Genomic DNA, 14,427 nt, shown 5'->3' on the forward strand with positions numbered 1-14,427 from the left:
CACTACTGTGATTCGATCCGGGGCTTCTATGTTCGCCGCGCTCCGTTCCGGTCTCTCTCCGGCCCGTTCCGCGCTGACATGGAGAAAGCTACACGAGTGTCCCCGGATAGTGAAATCGGGGGGTCGGTTACGGCGTCTCCGCAGCTAGGCGTGGTGCGACCCCCTTGAACGGTGGATGCTGTGCCGGTGCAGCCATCTCCCGGACCCGGCCGGTACGCGCTCCACCTCCTCGTGGTGGCGGCCGGCTACTACGCGGGCGCGCGCCTCGGGCTCCTCCAGGCGTTGATCAACGACCAGGTGACCCCGCTGTGGCCGCCGACCGGTGTCGCCGTGCTCGCGCTGGTGCTCGGCGGTCTGAAGATGTGGCCGGGTGTCGCGGTGGGCGCGTTCGCGGTCAACGCCACGCTGACCGACGTCGCCTCCACTGTCCTCATCAGCGCGGGCAACACGCTCGGCCCGGTGGTGGCCTGCCTGTTGCTGAGGCGGATGGGCTTCCGGCAGGAGATGGACCGCACGCGTGACGCGCTCGCGCTGGTGTTCCTGGGCGCGTTCACGGGCATGGCGGTCAGCGCGACGGTCGGCAGCGGCGCGCTCCTGCTGACCGGGGTGATCGACGGCGCCGGTTTCTGGTCGACGTGGGCGGTGTGGTGGACCGGTGACGCGCTGGGCGTCCTGGTGCTGGTGCCGATCGTCCTGGCGTTCCGCACCGTGCGCCTGCGGAACCACCCCGCGCGCCGGTGGGTGGAGGCCGCGGCGCTGGTGGCGTGCACGACGACGGTCATGGCGGTGGCGACGACGCACGACCTCCGGCTGATGTACCTGGTGTTCCCGTTCCTGATCTGGGCGGCGTTGCGCTTCCAGCACCCGGGCACGACGCCGTGCGCGCTGATCGCGACGACCCTGGCGGCACGGGGTGCGGCGATGAGCTCCGGCCCGTTCGCCGGGTTGGACCTCTTCGTGCGCATGGTGACGTTGCAGGCGTTCAACGCGACGACGGTGTTGACGGCGCTGCTGCTGTCGGCGGTGATCGCGGAGCGCAACGCGGCGCAGCAGGCGATCGAGCGCACGGTGGCGCAGCTGGCGGACGTGGTGCAGCAGTACCGGCCCCTGCTGTTGGGCGACGCGCTGCCGCCTCGGCCCGGGGAGAAGCCCTAGATGGACGTGGTCGTGGTCGGTGGTGGCCCGGCGGGTCGGGCGTTGGCGCGGGCGTGCGCGGCGAGGGGCCTGGGGACGACGGTGGTCGACCCGAACCCGGGACGGCCGTGGCGGGCGACCTACGCGGGGTGGGTGGACCAGTTGCCGGCCGACGCGCCGGTAGCGCTGTCGGTGTCGAGGTCGCGTGCGGTGACCACCGCCGAGCACGTGATCGCCCGTGGGTACGCGGTGTTGGACAACGAGCGGCTGCGGTGGCTCCCGGACGACGTGCGGGTGGTCGCGGGCCGGGTCGTCGCGTGGTCGGCCACGGGCGTGACCCTGGCCGGCGGGCGGGTGGTGACCGGCAGGGTGGTCGACGCGACCGGCACGGCGGGTGGCCGGGCGGCGCAGACTGCGGTCGGCGTGGTGGTTCCGGCGGGACTGGCGGCGCCGTTCGTGGGTGCGGACGAAGCGCTGATCATGGACTGGCGCAGGCCGCCGGCGGCGACGACGGACGATCCGACGTTCCTCTACGCGATTCCGGTGTCGGCGGACGAGGTGCTGCTGGAGGAGACGTCGTTGGCCCGCCGGCCGGGTCTGCCGCTGGGTGAGCTGCGGCTGCGGTTGCACGCGCGCCTGGCCGCGCACGGCGTCCCCGTGCCGGAGGGTGAGGAGCGGGTGCGCATCGCACTGGACGGGCGGGCGCGGGACGGCGCGTTCGGCGCGGCCGCCGGGTCGGTGCACCCGGCGACGGGGTACAGCGTCGCGTCGGCGTTGCGGCGGGCGCCGGTGGTGGCGGAGGCCATCGCGGACGGGCGTCCGGTGACGCGGTCGACGGCCGAACGAGCGGTGCGCGGGTTGCGGTTGTGGGGCCTGGAGGCGGTGCTGGCGATGCGGCCGGACGAGGTTCCGGAATTCTTCAACCATTTTTTCCAATTGCCCGACAACCTCCAACGCGACTACCTCGACGGGGACGATGACCTGCGCAGGACGGTCCGCGTGATGCTCCGGCTGTTCGGTTCGGCGGACTGGCGTATGCGTGCCCGCATGGCATTTCCTGTGCAATCGGCCAAAGTTTTGGGAACACCTGGTTAACGCCCTCGGCAAAGGAGGGCCGACCGGGCACGATCGTGGCCGTGCCCGCCTTGCTGGATGACGTTCGCTTCGCCTTCCAGCCGTTGTTCAACCTCCACACCGGAGGGGTCGTGGCGGTCGAGGCGCTGGCCCGGCCGCACGACGGCAACGTGCAGGACCTGCTGCGGATGGCGTTCCGCGCGGGTTACCTGGCGAACACCGACGTGGCGCTCGCGTGCCGCGCGGTCCGCCAGGCGGCCGACCACGGCCTGGGTGTGCCCCTGCACGTGAACCTCCTCGCGATGACGATCGCGGACAAGCCCGAGTTCATGGCCCCGCTCTACGGCGCGCTGCGCGAGACCGGCCGCACCCCAGCCGACCTGGTCGTGGAGGTCGGCACGCCGTACTCGCGGGCGCCGCGCCGATTGCTGGTCAAGGGCATCGAGCGGCTGCGCGAGCACGGGTTCAGGATCGGTCTGGACGGGGTCGGCGAGGGTGACACGCCGCTGTCGCTGCTGACCGAGGTGCAGCCGGATTTGGTCAAGCTGGACCGCGAGGTTGTGGTGGCGCTGCCGTCCGATCCGGCCCGGTACGCGCTGGTCCAGGCGTTGCAGCACGTGTGCGAGCACGTCGGGTCGCTGGTCGTGGCGGAAGGCGTGGAGACGGAGGCCGAGCTGGGCGCGCTGCGTCGGCTCGGCGTGCGGCTGGCGCAGGGCAACCTGCTGGCGACCGCGCAGCGTCGGCCCAAGGTGGACGCGATGATCTCGGCGGTGTTGAGCGAGATCAGCGACCCGGAGGCGGTCACCAACACGATGACCGGGCCGTTGCGGCGCCGGTCGGGGCCGAAGGTCACCGACTTCCTTCACCCGGCGACCACGCTGCCCGAGTCGGCGACGTCCGAGGACGTTCGGGAGGTGCTGGCGAACCAGCCGACCGTGACCGGTGTGGTGCTGGTGGACGACTCCGGCCGGCCGCGGTGGACGGTGGACCGCAACCGGTTCCTGCTGGGGGTGACGGGGCCGTTCGGGCACGCCCTGCACGCGAAGCGGGTGGCGGCGCGGTTGGCGGACAAGCCGAAGGTGATCGGCGCGGATTCGAGCGCGTTGGACCTGCTGGACGTGGTGGCGCACGCGAACCGCGAGCGCACGAACGACGACCTGGTGGTCGTGGACGAGGACGACCGGTGCCTGGGCGTGGTGCGGGTCGCGGACGTGGTGCGCGGCGTGGCCGAGATGAAGGTGGAGCAGGCGGCGGCGCTGAGCCCGCTGACCAGGCTGCCGGGCAGCGACTCGATCGCGCGCGAGGTGGACCGGCGGATCCTGGGCGGCGAGCTGTTCGCGGTGGGCTGGCTGGACGTGGACGCGTTCAAGCGGGTGAACGACTCGGCGGGGTTCGCGGCCGGTGACGACCTGATCCGGGCCATCGGGCGTTCGTTGACGGAGGGTGCGGCGGCGTACCCGGGAGCGCAGGTCGGGCACGTCGGCGGGGACGACTTCCTGGTGGTCGCGGGACTGGACGAGATCGTGCCGTTCGCCGCCGGGGTGCTGGACTCGCCGTTCGAGGCGGAGGGTCGCGAGGTGACGTTGTCGCTGGCGACGTTGATCTGCGCGGCGGGGACCGTGGGGTCGTACCGGGAGGTGTCCCGGCTGCTCGCGCCGTTGAAGGGGCACGCGAAGTCGTTGCGGGGCACGAGTTGGGTGCTCGGTCGGCCGGGGAGCGACCACGTCGACGTCCTGCGCGGCGGGCCGCATCTCGCTGTAAGTTAGGGAAGTTCACCGCTTCGATGCATGCGCTGCCCGATCGATTACTCCTAGCATCAGGCTGACTACCCAGCGCAGGGAGGTCCCTGGTGAGCGAGGCCACCGCCCTACCGCTTCCGCGAATCGTCTCCGACCTGCCGCTGTCCGTGGGAGTCGAGGAGGAGTTCCTGCTCGTCGACGCGGAGACCGGGATGCTGGCGCCCCTGGCGTCCAGGGTGCTCGGTGGTGTGCGCACCGAGCTGGACCTCCAGCAGGAGATGACCCTCTACCAGGTCGAGAGCGCCACGCCGGTGTGCCGGAGCATGGCCGAGGTTCAGGAGCAGCTGCTGGCCGCGCGGGACGCGTTGGCGGCGTTGGCGGGTGGGCACGGCGCGCGGATCGTGGCGACGGGGACGCCGGTGCTCGGCGGGGTCAGGCCGCCGCCGCTGGCCGACAGCGACCGGTACCGGACCATCGCCGCCGAGTACGGGACGTTGATCGACGGGCTGACCATCTGCGGGTGCCACGTGCACATCGGCATCCCGGACGAGGAAGCCGGAGTGCTGATCAGCAACCACCTGCGGCAGTGGCTGCCGGTGCTGTTGGCGATCAGCGCGAACTCGCCGTTCTCGGAGGGCCGGGACACGGGGTACGCGAGTTCGCGGTACCTGGCGTGGAGCCCGTGGCCGTCGGCGGGCGCGCCGCCCTGGTTCGAGTCGCCGGAGGACTACCACCGGCACACCGGGATGCTGCGGACGGCCGGGGCGGCGTTGGACTCGGCGATGGTCTACTGGGACGTGCGGCTGTCGGCCCGCCACCCGACGGTGGAGCTGAGGGTGTGCGACGTGGCGGCGACCGTGGACGAGGCCGTGGTGCTGGCGGCTCTGGTACGGGCGATCGCGCGGACGGCGTTGGACGGTCGGCCCGCGCAGCGGGTGCCGGACCTGGCGGTGCGGACGGCGTTGTGGCGGGCGGCGCGGGACGGGCTGGACGGGGCGGGGATCGAGCCGCACACCGGCCGGTTGGTGCCCGCGGTGGACATGGTGCGGTCCCTGGTCGACTGGACGCGGCCGGCGTTGCGGTCGGTCGGGGACGAGGACCTGGTGCTGGACGGCCTCGACCGGGTGCTGCTGGACGGCACGGGGGCGGCGAGGCAGCGGCGGGCGTACCGGCGGCGCGGGTCGTTGCTGGACGTGGTGGAGATGCTGGTCGCGCAGACCTAGCCGGATCTTCCGGGAGTGGTCCGGGATGTGGTCCGAGGTGTAGACGGCGGCCGGTCGGCGCATCCTTGTTCCAGACGACCAAGGAGGTTCGGCATGACCACCGCACGGGAAATCATGAACGCCGGAGTCCAGTGCGTCAAAGAGGACCAGAGCCTGCTCGACGCGGCGCGCATGATGCGGGACCTGGGCGTCGGCTCGCTGCCCATCTGCGGCAAGGACGACAAGCTCCACGGGATCATCACCGACCGCGACATCGTGCTGAAGTGCGTGGCGGAGGGGCGGGATCCCGCTTCGATGATGGCCGGGGAGATGTCCAAGCACCTGCACTGGGTGAACGCCGACGACGACATGTCGCAGGTGCTGCGGACCATGGAGGAGAACCAGATCCGCCGGCTGCCGGTGCTGGAGAACCACCGGTTGGTGGGGATGGTGTCGGAGGCGGACATCGCCCGGCACTTGGACGAGAGCCAGATCGCCGAGTTCGTGGAGCGCGTGTACGCCGGCGCCTGAGCCCACTTCGCACGCTGTCTCGCACACAGCGCCGCACGCGGCCTCGCACGACTGGGGAACGCTTCGCACGTCGACGGACGGCCGTGGTCCGCTGTGGACAGTCATAGTCGGGTGTGGACAGTCGATGTCGGGCGCGGACGGTCCGAATCTGGTGTGGACGGTCCGCGTCGGATGTGGACGGTCCGCGTCCGAGGCCAGGAATTGTCGTACCCCGCCGGTAAAATCAAAGCAGGGGTTCCCTTGGCGGGGACCCCTGCTTCGATCTGCTGCGCAGCGTTCCTGGTGGAGCGTCCGGCGGGTGGACGTCAGACGGTGAAGCCCAGGGCGCGGAGTTGCTCGCGGCCGTCGTCGGTGATCTTCTCGGGGCCCCACGGGGGCATCCAGACCCAGTTGATGCGGAAGTCGTTGACGATCCCGGTGCTGCCGCCGCCACCGCCGACCAGCGCGGACCGCATCTGGTCCTCGATGACGTCGGTCAGCGGGCAGGCCGCGGACGTCAGGGTCATGTCGATGAGCGCGACGTTGTCCTCGTCGACCCGGATGTCGTAGACCAGGCCCAGGTCGACGACGTTGATGCCGAGTTCGGGGTCGACCACGTCGCGCATGGCCTCCTCGACGTCGTCCAACGCCGCCACGTCTGCCTTGGGCGCGGGCGGTTCGGGCATGCCCTCGACACCGCGCACCACGTCTTCTTCGGCGGTCATGCCTTTGCTCCCTCGCTGCGTGCCACCGCGTCCTTGAAAGCCATCCAGCCCAGCAGCGCGCACTTCACGCGCGCCGGGTACTTCGCCACGCCCGCGAACGCGATGCCGTCCTCCAGGACGTCCTCATCGGGCTCCACCTGGCCGCGGCCCTGCATGAGTTCCACGAACGCGTCCATCTTCTTGAACGCCTCGCCGAGCGGCTTGCCCACCACCAGGTCCGTCAGCACCGAGGTGGACGCCTGGCTGATGGAACAGCCCTGCCCGTCGTACGAGACGTCGCGCACCGTGTCGCCGTCCAGGCTGACGCGCAACGTCACCTCGTCGCCGCAGGTCGGGTTGATCTGGTGCGACTCGGCGTCGAACGGGTCGCGCAGGCCGCGCCCGTGCGGGTTCTTGTAGTGATCCAGGATGATCTCCTGGTACATCTGCTGCAACTGCATCTCACGCCCACCCAAAAGTCATCGGACGCCGAAGAACCTCTGCGCCTCGCGGACGGCGTCGACCAGCGCGTCCACCTCGTCCAGTGTGTTGTAAAGGTAGAAGCTGGCCCGCACGGTCGCGGCGACGCCCAGCCGCTGGTGCAGGGGCCACGCGCAGTGGTGGCCGACGCGCACCGCGACGCCCAGGCTGTCGAGCACCTGGCCGGCGTCGTGCGCGTGGACGCCCTCGACGTCGAACGACACCGCGCCGCCGCGGTCCACCGTGTCCAGCGGTCCGACGATCCGGACGCCGGGGATCTCGCCGAGACCCTTCAGCGCCGCTTCGACGAGCACGTGCTCGTGCGCGGCGATCCGGTCCATGCCCAGGGCCTTGAGGTAGTCGACCGCCGCGCCCAGCGCCACGGCCTGTGACGTCATGGGCACGCCCGCCTCGAACCGGGCGGGCGGCGGGGCGAAGGTGGACTTCGCCATCCGGACCATCTCGATCATCGACCCACCGGTGAGGAACGGCGGCAGCGCCTCCAGCAGCTCGCGGCGGCCGTAGAGGACGCCGATGCCGGACGGGCCGAGCATCTTGTGGCCGCTGAACACGGCGAAGTCCACGCCGAGCGCCGCGAAGTCGACCGGCCCGTGGGGCACGGACTGGCAGGCGTCCAGCACGGTCAGCGCGCCGACCCGCCGGGCCGCGTCCGCCAGCTCGCGGACCGGGTTGACGGTGCCGAGCACGTTGGACTGGTGGGTGAACGCGACGACCTTCGTCCTCGCGTTGACCAGGTCGTCCAGGTTCGACAGGTCGAGCCTGCCCTCGTCGGTGACGCCGAACCAGCGCAGCGTGGCGCCGGTGCGGGCGGCCAGCTGCTGCCACGGCACGAGGTTCGCGTGGTGCTCCATCTCGGTGACCACGATCTCGTCACCGGGACCGAGGCGGAACCGCTCGGCTTCGGGGCCGGCGGTGGCCGCGTTGCCCATCGCGTACGCGACGAGGTTCACGCCCTCGGTCGCGTTCTTGGTGAACACGATCTCGCCGTAGCCGACGCCCACGAAGTCGGCGATCTTCTGCCGTGCGCCCTCGTAGGCGTCCGTGGCCTCTTCGGCCAGCTGGTGCGCGCCGCGGTGCACGGCGGCGTTGGCCGTCTCCAGGAAGGCGCGCTCGGCGTCGAGGACCTGCCTCGGGCGTTGCGAGGTGGCGCCGGAGTCCAGGTAGACCAGCCGCTTGCCTTCCCGCACGGTGCGGCCCAGGATCGGGAAATCCGCCCGGACGGTAGCGACGTCCAGTGGAGTAGCGGTGGTGGTCACTGCCCCGACGCCTCCTCTCGAAACGAGTCAACGACAACTTGCCGACATGAGGTACAACGTCAGCCGATGCTGGCGGCTTCCTGCTTGCCGATGTACTTCACGTAACCCTCGGCCTCGAGCTTGTCGGCGAGCTCCGGGCCGCCGGACTCGGCGATGCGGCCGTTCGCGAACACGTGCACGAAGTCGGGCGAGATGTACTTGAGGATCCGGGTGTAGTGCGTGATCAGCATGACGCCGACCTCACCGGACTGCTTGTACCGGTTCACGCCCTCGGAGACGACGCGCAGGGCGTCGACGTCCAGGCCGGAGTCGGTCTCGTCCAGGATCGCGATCTTCGGCTGGAGCAGGCCCAGCTGGAGGATCTCGTGGCGCTTCTTCTCGCCGCCGGAGAAACCCTCGTTGACGGAGCGCTCGGCGAAGGCCGGGTCGATGTCCAGGTCGGTCATCGCGCCCTTGACCTCCTTGACCCAGTGCCGCAGCTTGGGCGCCTCGCCGCGCACGGCGGTGACGGCGGTGCGGAGGAAGTTCGACATCGAGACGCCGGGCACCTCGACGGGGTACTGCATGGCGAGGAAGAGACCCGCGCGGGCGCGTTCGTCCACGGTCATCTCCAGCACGCTCTCGCCGTCCAGCAGCACGCTGCCGGAGGTGATCTCGTACTTGGGGTGCCCGGCGACGGCGTAGGACAAGGTGGACTTGCCCGAGCCGTTGGGGCCCATGATCGCGTGGGTCTCGCCTGCGTTGATGGTCAGGTCGACACCCTTGAGGATCTCCTTGGAGCCCTCGTCGGTGTTGACCGAGACGTGCAGGTCCTTGATCTCCAGAGTGGCCATTGGCGGTTCGTTCTCCTGGTGTGACGAGCGGAAGTCAGTTCGTGGCCACGTCAGTTCGTGGCCAATGTCAGTTCACAGCCGTGGTGACGTCGACGTAGACGTCACCGGCGCGCAGCTCGACGGCGAACACGTCGACCGGCTCCGTGGCGGGCGGCGACGACGGGCGGCCGGTGCGCAGGTCGAAGCACGACCCGTGCAGCCAGCACTCGACGCCGTCGCGGCCCACCTCGCCGCCGTCGCTGAACGCGACCTCGGCGTGCGAGCAGACATCGCGCAGCGCGTGCACGGTGTCGCCGTCGCGGATGAGCACGATCGGGGTGTGCTCGTCACCGACCTGGAAACCCGAGGGCTTGCGGTCGTCGAGGTCGGTCAAGGAGCACACCTTGATCACACGCCCACCGCTTCCAGCTCCGCCTCGATGGCGGCTTCCAGGCGCTCGCGGACCTCGGGCACGGTGATCTTGAGCAGGATCTCGTGGAAGAACCCGCGCACGACCAGCCTGCGGGCCTGGTCCTCGGGGATGCCCCGGGCCTGGAGGTAGAACAGCTGCTCGTCGTCGAACCGGCCGGTGGCGCTGGCGTGGCCCGCGCCCTCGATCTCGCCGGTCTCGATCTCCAGGTTCGGCACCGAGTCGGCGCGCGCGCCGTCGGTGAGGATCAGGTTCCGGTTGAGCTCGAACGTCTCGGTGCCCTCGGCCGCGGCGCGGATCAGCACGTCGCCGATCCACACGGTGTGCGCGCCCTCGCCCTGCAACGCGCCCTTGTAGACCACGTTGCTGCGGCAGTTGGACGCCGAGTGGTCGATGAAGGTGCGGTGCTCCTGGTGCTGGCCCTCGTCCGCGAAGTACAGGCCGAGGAGTTCGGCGTCGCCGCCGCGCCCGGCGTAGGTGACCACCGGGGTGAGGCGGACGACGTTGCCGCCGAGCGTGATGACGGTGTGCTTGAGCGTCGCGTCGCGGCCGAGCTTGGCGTGGTGCGACGACACGTGCACCGCGTCGTCGGCCCAGTCCTGGATCGCCACGACGGTGAGGTGCGCGCCGTCCTCGACGACGAACTCGATGTTGTCGGCGTACACGCCGGAACCGCGGTGGTCGATGACCACGACGGCCTCGGCGAACTGCCGGGCGTGCACCTGGAGGTGGCCGTAGGCGACTTCGCCCACGCCCGCGCCGGTGATCGTGACGACGGTCGGCTCGACCTTCGCGTCACCGGGGAGGGTGATGACGGTGGCCTCGGTGAACGAGGACCACGCCTGGGCGGCCACGCGGTCACCGGGGGTGCCCGCGACGCCGAGGCGCTCGTCGTCCCGGCCTGCGGTCTCGACCGCGACGCCCTCGGGCGCCTTGACCTCGACGTTCGCCGTGCCGGTCGCCTCGGCGCCGTTGTGCAGGTTCGCCAGGCGCTTCAGGGGCGTGAAGCGCCAGATCTCCTCGCGACCGCCGGGCACCTCGAACGCGTTCACGTCGAAGGACGTGAAGTGGTCCGCGCGCGAGGACACGGGGGCGGCGCCGGTTTTCCCGGCGCCACCGTGCGAGTGGGCCGTCAGGCCGTGCTGCTGCTGTTCGGTGGTGACGGCCATGTCAGCCGACGGCCCCTTCCATCTGAAGCTCGATCAGGCGGTTCAACTCCAGCGCGTACTCCATGGGCAGCTCGCGCGCGATGGGCTCGACGAACCCGCGCACGATCATCGCCATGGCCTCGTCCTCGTTGAGACCGCGGGACATGAGGTAGAACAGCTGGTCCTCGGAGACCTTCGAGACCGTGGCCTCGTGGCCCATCGACACGTCGTCCTCGCGGACGTCGACGTACGGGTAGGTGTCCGAGCGGCTGATGTTGTCCACCAGCAGCGCGTCGCACTTGACCGTCGACTTCGAGTGGTGCGCCCGCTTGTTGACCTGGACGAGGCCGCGGTACGAGGTGCGGCCACCGCCGCGCGCCACCGACTTCGACACGATCGTGGACGACGTGTACGGCGCCATGTGGACCATCTTCGCGCCCGCGTCCTGGTGCTGGCCCTCGCCCGCGAACGCGATCGAGAGGACCTCGCCCTTGGCGTGCTCGCCCATCAGGAACACGGCCGGGTACTTCATGGTCACCTTGGAGCCGATGTTGCCGTCGACCCACTCCATGGTCGCGCCCGCTTCGGCCTTGGCGCGCTTGGTGACCAGGTTGTAGACGTTGTTCGACCAGTTCTGGATGGTCGTGTAGCGGCAGCGACCACCCTTCTTCACGATGATCTCCACGACGGCGGAGTGCAGCGAGTCCGACGAGTAGATCGGCGCGGTGCAGCCCTCGACGTAGTGCACGTAGGCGTCTTCGTCGACGATGATCAGCGTGCGCTCGAACTGGCCCATGTTCTCGGTGTTGATCCGGAAGTAGGCCTGGAGCGGGATGTCGACGTGGACACCCTTGGGCACGTAGATGAACGAGCCGCCCGACCACACCGAGGAGTTCAGCGCGGAGAACTTGTTGTCACCCGAGGGGATGACCGAGCCGAAGTACTCCTTGAACAGCTCCGGGTGCTCGCGCAGCGCCGTGTCCGTGTCGAGGAAGATGACGCCCTGCTCCTCAAGATCCTCACGGATCTTGTGGTAGACGACCTCGGACTCGTACTGGGCCGCGACGCCGGAGACCAGGCGCTGCTTCTCCGCCTCCGGGATGCCGAGGCGGTCGTACGTGTTCTTGATCTCGTCAGGCAGGTCGTCCCAGGTCGCCGCCTGCTTCTCGGTCGACCGGACGAAGTACTTGATGTTGTCGAAGTCGATGCCCGACAGGTCGGAACCCCAGGTCGGCATCGGCTTGCGGTCGAACAGGCGGAGCGCCTTCAGCCGGAAGTCCAGCATCCACTCGGGCTCGTTCTTCTTCGCCGAGATGTCCCGAACGACGTCCTCGTTCAGGCCCCGGCGGGCGCTCGCGCCTGCCACGTCCGAGTCGGACCAGCCGAACTCGTAGTTGCCGATGCTCGCCAGGGTCTCTTCCTGGGTGAGCGGGGCTGTGGTGGTGCGCTGCTCGGCAGCGGCAGTCATGCGGGCTCCCCTCCATCTGGGATCCGGGGTGTGTTCGGGATGTGCGTCGTGCACACGGCATCGCCGCGGGCGATGGTGGCCAGGCGTTGGACGTGCGTGCCGAGCAGGTCGGCGAACGCCGCCGTCTCGGTCTCGCACAGCTGCGGGAACTCCGCCGCTACGTGCGCCACCGGGCACAGGTGCTGGCAGAGCTGCTCGCCCGCCCCCACGTGGCGTGCCGAGGCAGCGTAGCCCTCCCTGGTCAACGCCAGGGCGAGGGCCTTGGCCCGCTCCGCGGCGTCCGGCTGGGCCACGATGGCCGCTCGGTGCTGATCGACGAATGCGGACACCCGTCGTTCGGCGAAGGTCCGTACCGCCTCCTCCCCGCCCTGTTCGGCGAGGAACCGCAGCGCGGCCACGGCGAGGTCGTCGTAGGCGTGCCCGAACCGGGCCCGCCCCTGCTCGGTCAGCAGGAAGAACTTGGCCGGGCGACCCCGGCCGCGCTGCCCCTGGCGGGGCGCCTCCCTGCTGGTCGCCTCACCATCGGCCACCAGCGCGTCGATGTGCCTGCGCACCGCCGTGGGGCTCAGGCCCAGCTGCTCCGCGACCGAGGCCGCGGTGACCGGGCCCTGCTCCAGCAGCAGGCGTGCGACGGCGTGCCGGGTCCGACCGTCGTGCCCGGACGGCACCACGGTCGAATCGCTCCCGACGTTTTTCACAACACCAGTGTTGCGTATTTCCCCGGCGGTCGCAAAGATCGGCCCGGGTCGGGTGACCCGACTCACGCGCCGGGGCCGCTCGCTACCCTTCGGACGTGACGGCGGGCGGAATGGCGATGGCGAACCGGGAAGAGATCGCTGAGGCGGCTCCTCTCGACGCCCCCGAACGACGGCAGCTCGACGTCATCCGCCGTTGGGGCACCGTGGGCGCGTTGCTGCTGGCAGTCGGCTCGCTCGGGTCGGGCGCCGCGCCGGTGTTCAGCCCGCTGCCCGGCACGCCGCTGCTGGGCCTGTTCCCCCGGATGCCGAGCGCGGCGATGGGCGTGGCGTGGACGGGCGTCTTCCTGATCGTGTCGGCGTGGCTGTGGCTGGGCCGGTTCGCCCGACCGGGGCGTCCCCGGCTGATGTCGCGCAGCCAGCTAGACCGCACGCTGCTGATGTGGATCACTCCGCTGGTGTTCGTGCTGCCCATGTTCAGCCGGGACGTGTACAGCTACCTGGCGCAGTCGCAGATCGCGGCGAACGGGCAGGACCCGTACGAGCTGGGTCCGGCCACGGCGCTGGGCGTCGACCACACGTTGACGAAGAACGTGCCGAACATATGGCGTGAGACGCCCGCGCCGTACGGGCCGCTGTTCCTGGCGGCCGGGCGGGTCATCTCGATGATGACCGGGGACAGCGTGCTGCCCGGCATCTTCCTGCACCGGCTGCTGGTGCTCCTCGGGCTGGCGATGATCGTGTGGGCGGTCCCCCGGCTGGCCCGGCGCTTCGGCGTGCCGCCGGTGAGCGCGCTGTGGCTGGGCCCGGCGAACCCGCTGGTGCTGTTCCACCTGGTCGTGGGCGTGCACAACGAGGGCCTGGCCATCGGCCTGATGCTGGTGGGGCTGGAGTTGGCGTTGCGGAAGATGCCCACGGTCCCGGGCACGCCGATGACGCGCGACGAGCTGCTGTGGATCGTCCTCGGCGCGACCATGATCACGTTCGGCGCGGCGGTGAAGATCCCGGCCGCGCTGGCGCTGGGGTTCCTCGGCGTGATGATCGCGCGGCGGTGGGGCGGGCGGTTCTCCGACCTGGTCCGGGCGGCCCTGTTGCTGCTGGTCGTGTCGAGTGTGGTGATGGTCGGGACGTGCCTGGGCACCGGGCTCGGGTTCGGCTGGGTGGAGACGCTGAACGTCGCCGGCACGGTGAAGAGCTGGATGTCGCCGCCGACCGCGATGGGGTTCATGGGCGGCGGGCTGGGGCTGCTGCTCGGGCTCGGCAACCACACCGAGTCGATGATCGCGCTGATGCGGATCGTCACGCAGGCCGTGTCGGTGGTGCTCGTGGCGACGCTGCTGTGGAAGGCGTTCCGGGGCCGGATCAAGGCGGTCAACGGGCTGGGCGCGGGATTGGGCGCGGTGCTGGTACTCGGGCCGGTGCTCCAGCCGTGGTACGTGCTGTGGGCGGCGTTGCCGCTGGCCACGGCCGTGCTGGCGCGCCGGTTCCGGATGTTCGCGATGGTGGCCAGCGCGGTGATCGCGGTGATCCTGCCGCCGACGGGCTCGGCGTTCGACGGGCGTGCCTACATCGTGCCGCAGGCGGTGGCGGGCGCTCTGATCGCGTTCGCTGTGTGCCTCTTCGTGGCCCGCAAGCAGGTCATGCCCCTGATCAGACTCGACCCCCTCCCCGGCTCCGTCTGACCCTCACTCCGCGTGAGTCCTACGTCACGCCGCGTGAGTCCTACGTTGACGACGCGTGAGTCCTACGTTCGG

At 70.3% G+C, this 14,427-nt stretch carries 14 protein-coding genes; 6 read left to right on the forward strand and 8 right to left on the reverse strand.

Annotated elements, in window-relative coordinates:
- Positions 1-186 precede the first annotated feature (186 nt).
- The 5 genes from ACRAKI_RS25750 to ACRAKI_RS25770 all read left to right on the forward strand — a co-directional run bounded on the left by ACRAKI_RS25750 (position 187) and on the right by ACRAKI_RS25770 (position 5,680).
- Positions 187-1,155 (forward strand): MASE1 domain-containing protein, encoded by a 969-nt coding sequence (locus ACRAKI_RS25750; RefSeq protein ID WP_447003089.1) that lies wholly within the window; start codon positions 187-189, stop codon positions 1,153-1,155.
- Positions 1,156-2,229 (forward strand): lycopene cyclase family protein, encoded by a 1,074-nt coding sequence (locus tag ACRAKI_RS25755; protein WP_447003090.1) that lies wholly within the window; start codon positions 1,156-1,158, stop codon positions 2,227-2,229. It begins immediately after the preceding gene.
- 41 nt (positions 2,230-2,270) lie between these two features.
- Positions 2,271-3,974 carry an EAL domain-containing protein gene (locus ACRAKI_RS25760; RefSeq protein ID WP_447003091.1) on the forward strand — a complete coding sequence of 568 codons (1,704 nt, stop codon included), beginning with the start codon at positions 2,271-2,273 and terminating at the stop codon, positions 3,972-3,974.
- An 83-nt stretch (positions 3,975-4,057) separates the two neighbouring features.
- The gene (locus ACRAKI_RS25765) at positions 4,058-5,170 is read left to right on the forward strand and encodes a carboxylate-amine ligase (RefSeq protein ID WP_447003092.1); all 1,113 of its coding nucleotides are present in this window, start codon (positions 4,058-4,060) and stop codon (positions 5,168-5,170) included.
- A gap of 93 nt (positions 5,171-5,263) precedes the next feature.
- Complete coding sequence (locus ACRAKI_RS25770) at positions 5,264-5,680, forward strand: CBS domain-containing protein (protein ID WP_447003093.1); 417 nt, start codon at positions 5,264-5,266, stop codon at positions 5,678-5,680.
- 305 nt (positions 5,681-5,985) lie between these two features.
- Here ACRAKI_RS25770 and ACRAKI_RS25775 read toward each other — a convergent pair whose 3' ends face one another.
- The 8 genes from ACRAKI_RS25775 to ACRAKI_RS25810 form a co-directional block, all read right to left on the reverse strand.
- On the reverse strand, positions 5,986-6,384 hold the full coding sequence (locus ACRAKI_RS25775; RefSeq protein ID WP_447003094.1) for a metal-sulfur cluster assembly factor: 399 nt from the start codon (positions 6,382-6,384) through the stop codon (positions 5,986-5,988).
- On the reverse strand, positions 6,381-6,824 hold the full coding sequence (gene sufU, locus ACRAKI_RS25780) for a Fe-S cluster assembly sulfur transfer protein SufU (protein WP_447003095.1): 444 nt from the start codon (positions 6,822-6,824) through the stop codon (positions 6,381-6,383). Before sufU ends, ACRAKI_RS25775 begins: the two co-directional genes overlap by 4 nt.
- An 18-nt stretch (positions 6,825-6,842) precedes the next feature.
- A complete protein-coding gene (locus ACRAKI_RS25785; RefSeq protein WP_447003096.1) occupies positions 6,843-8,120 on the reverse strand; it encodes a cysteine desulfurase in 1,278 nt (425 codons plus the stop codon).
- A gap of 59 nt (positions 8,121-8,179) precedes the next feature.
- Positions 8,180-8,953, reverse strand: coding sequence for a Fe-S cluster assembly ATPase SufC (gene sufC, locus ACRAKI_RS25790; RefSeq protein WP_447003097.1), 774 nt, complete (start codon positions 8,951-8,953; stop codon positions 8,180-8,182).
- Between the two features lie 67 nt (positions 8,954-9,020).
- On the reverse strand, positions 9,021-9,344 hold the full coding sequence (locus tag ACRAKI_RS25795) for a non-heme iron oxygenase ferredoxin subunit (protein ID WP_447003098.1): 324 nt from the start codon (positions 9,342-9,344) through the stop codon (positions 9,021-9,023).
- Complete coding sequence (gene sufD / locus ACRAKI_RS25800) at positions 9,341-10,531, reverse strand: Fe-S cluster assembly protein SufD (protein WP_447003099.1); 1,191 nt, start codon at positions 10,529-10,531, stop codon at positions 9,341-9,343. The genes ACRAKI_RS25795 and sufD overlap by 4 nt, the downstream gene beginning before the upstream one ends.
- Position 10,532: 1 nt before the next feature.
- Positions 10,533-11,978 carry a Fe-S cluster assembly protein SufB gene (gene sufB, locus ACRAKI_RS25805; protein ID WP_447003100.1) on the reverse strand — a complete coding sequence of 482 codons (1,446 nt, stop codon included), beginning with the start codon at positions 11,976-11,978 and terminating at the stop codon, positions 10,533-10,535.
- Complete coding sequence (locus ACRAKI_RS25810; protein ID WP_447003101.1) at positions 11,975-12,676, reverse strand: helix-turn-helix transcriptional regulator; 702 nt, start codon at positions 12,674-12,676, stop codon at positions 11,975-11,977. The genes sufB and ACRAKI_RS25810 overlap by 4 nt, the downstream gene beginning before the upstream one ends.
- A 110-nt stretch (positions 12,677-12,786) precedes the next feature.
- Between ACRAKI_RS25810 and mptB the strand changes: the two genes are divergently transcribed.
- The gene (gene mptB, locus ACRAKI_RS25815) at positions 12,787-14,355 is read left to right on the forward strand and encodes a polyprenol phosphomannose-dependent alpha 1,6 mannosyltransferase MptB (RefSeq protein ID WP_447008510.1); all 1,569 of its coding nucleotides are present in this window, start codon (positions 12,787-12,789) and stop codon (positions 14,353-14,355) included.
- The last annotated feature ends 72 nt before the right edge of the window (positions 14,356-14,427 follow it).

The organism is Saccharothrix isguenensis, assembly GCF_052936305.1.

What these genes read in the sequence shown, in the direction of transcription:
- ACRAKI_RS25755 (WP_447003090.1), top strand. Translation starts at nt 1,156, where the DNA reads ATGGACGTGGTCGTGGTCGGTGGTGGCCCGGCGGGTCGGGCGTTGGCG.
- ACRAKI_RS25770 (WP_447003093.1), top strand. Translation starts at nt 5,264, where the DNA reads ATGACCACCGCACGGGAAATCATGAACGCCGGAGTCCAGTGCGTCAAA.
- ACRAKI_RS25775 (WP_447003094.1), bottom strand. Translation starts at nt 6,384, where the DNA reads ATGACCGCCGAAGAAGACGTGGTGCGCGGTGTCGAGGGCATGCCCGAA.
- sufU (WP_447003095.1), bottom strand. Translation starts at nt 6,824, where the DNA reads ATGCAGTTGCAGCAGATGTACCAGGAGATCATCCTGGATCACTACAAG.
- sufC (WP_447003097.1), bottom strand. Translation starts at nt 8,953, where the DNA reads ATGGCCACTCTGGAGATCAAGGACCTGCACGTCTCGGTCAACACCGAC.
- sufD (WP_447003099.1), bottom strand. Translation starts at nt 10,531, where the DNA reads ATGGCCGTCACCACCGAACAGCAGCAGCACGGCCTGACGGCCCACTCG.
- sufB (WP_447003100.1), bottom strand. Translation starts at nt 11,978, where the DNA reads ATGACTGCCGCTGCCGAGCAGCGCACCACCACAGCCCCGCTCACCCAG.
- mptB (WP_447008510.1), top strand. Translation starts at nt 12,787, where the DNA reads ATGGCGATGGCGAACCGGGAAGAGATCGCTGAGGCGGCTCCTCTCGAC.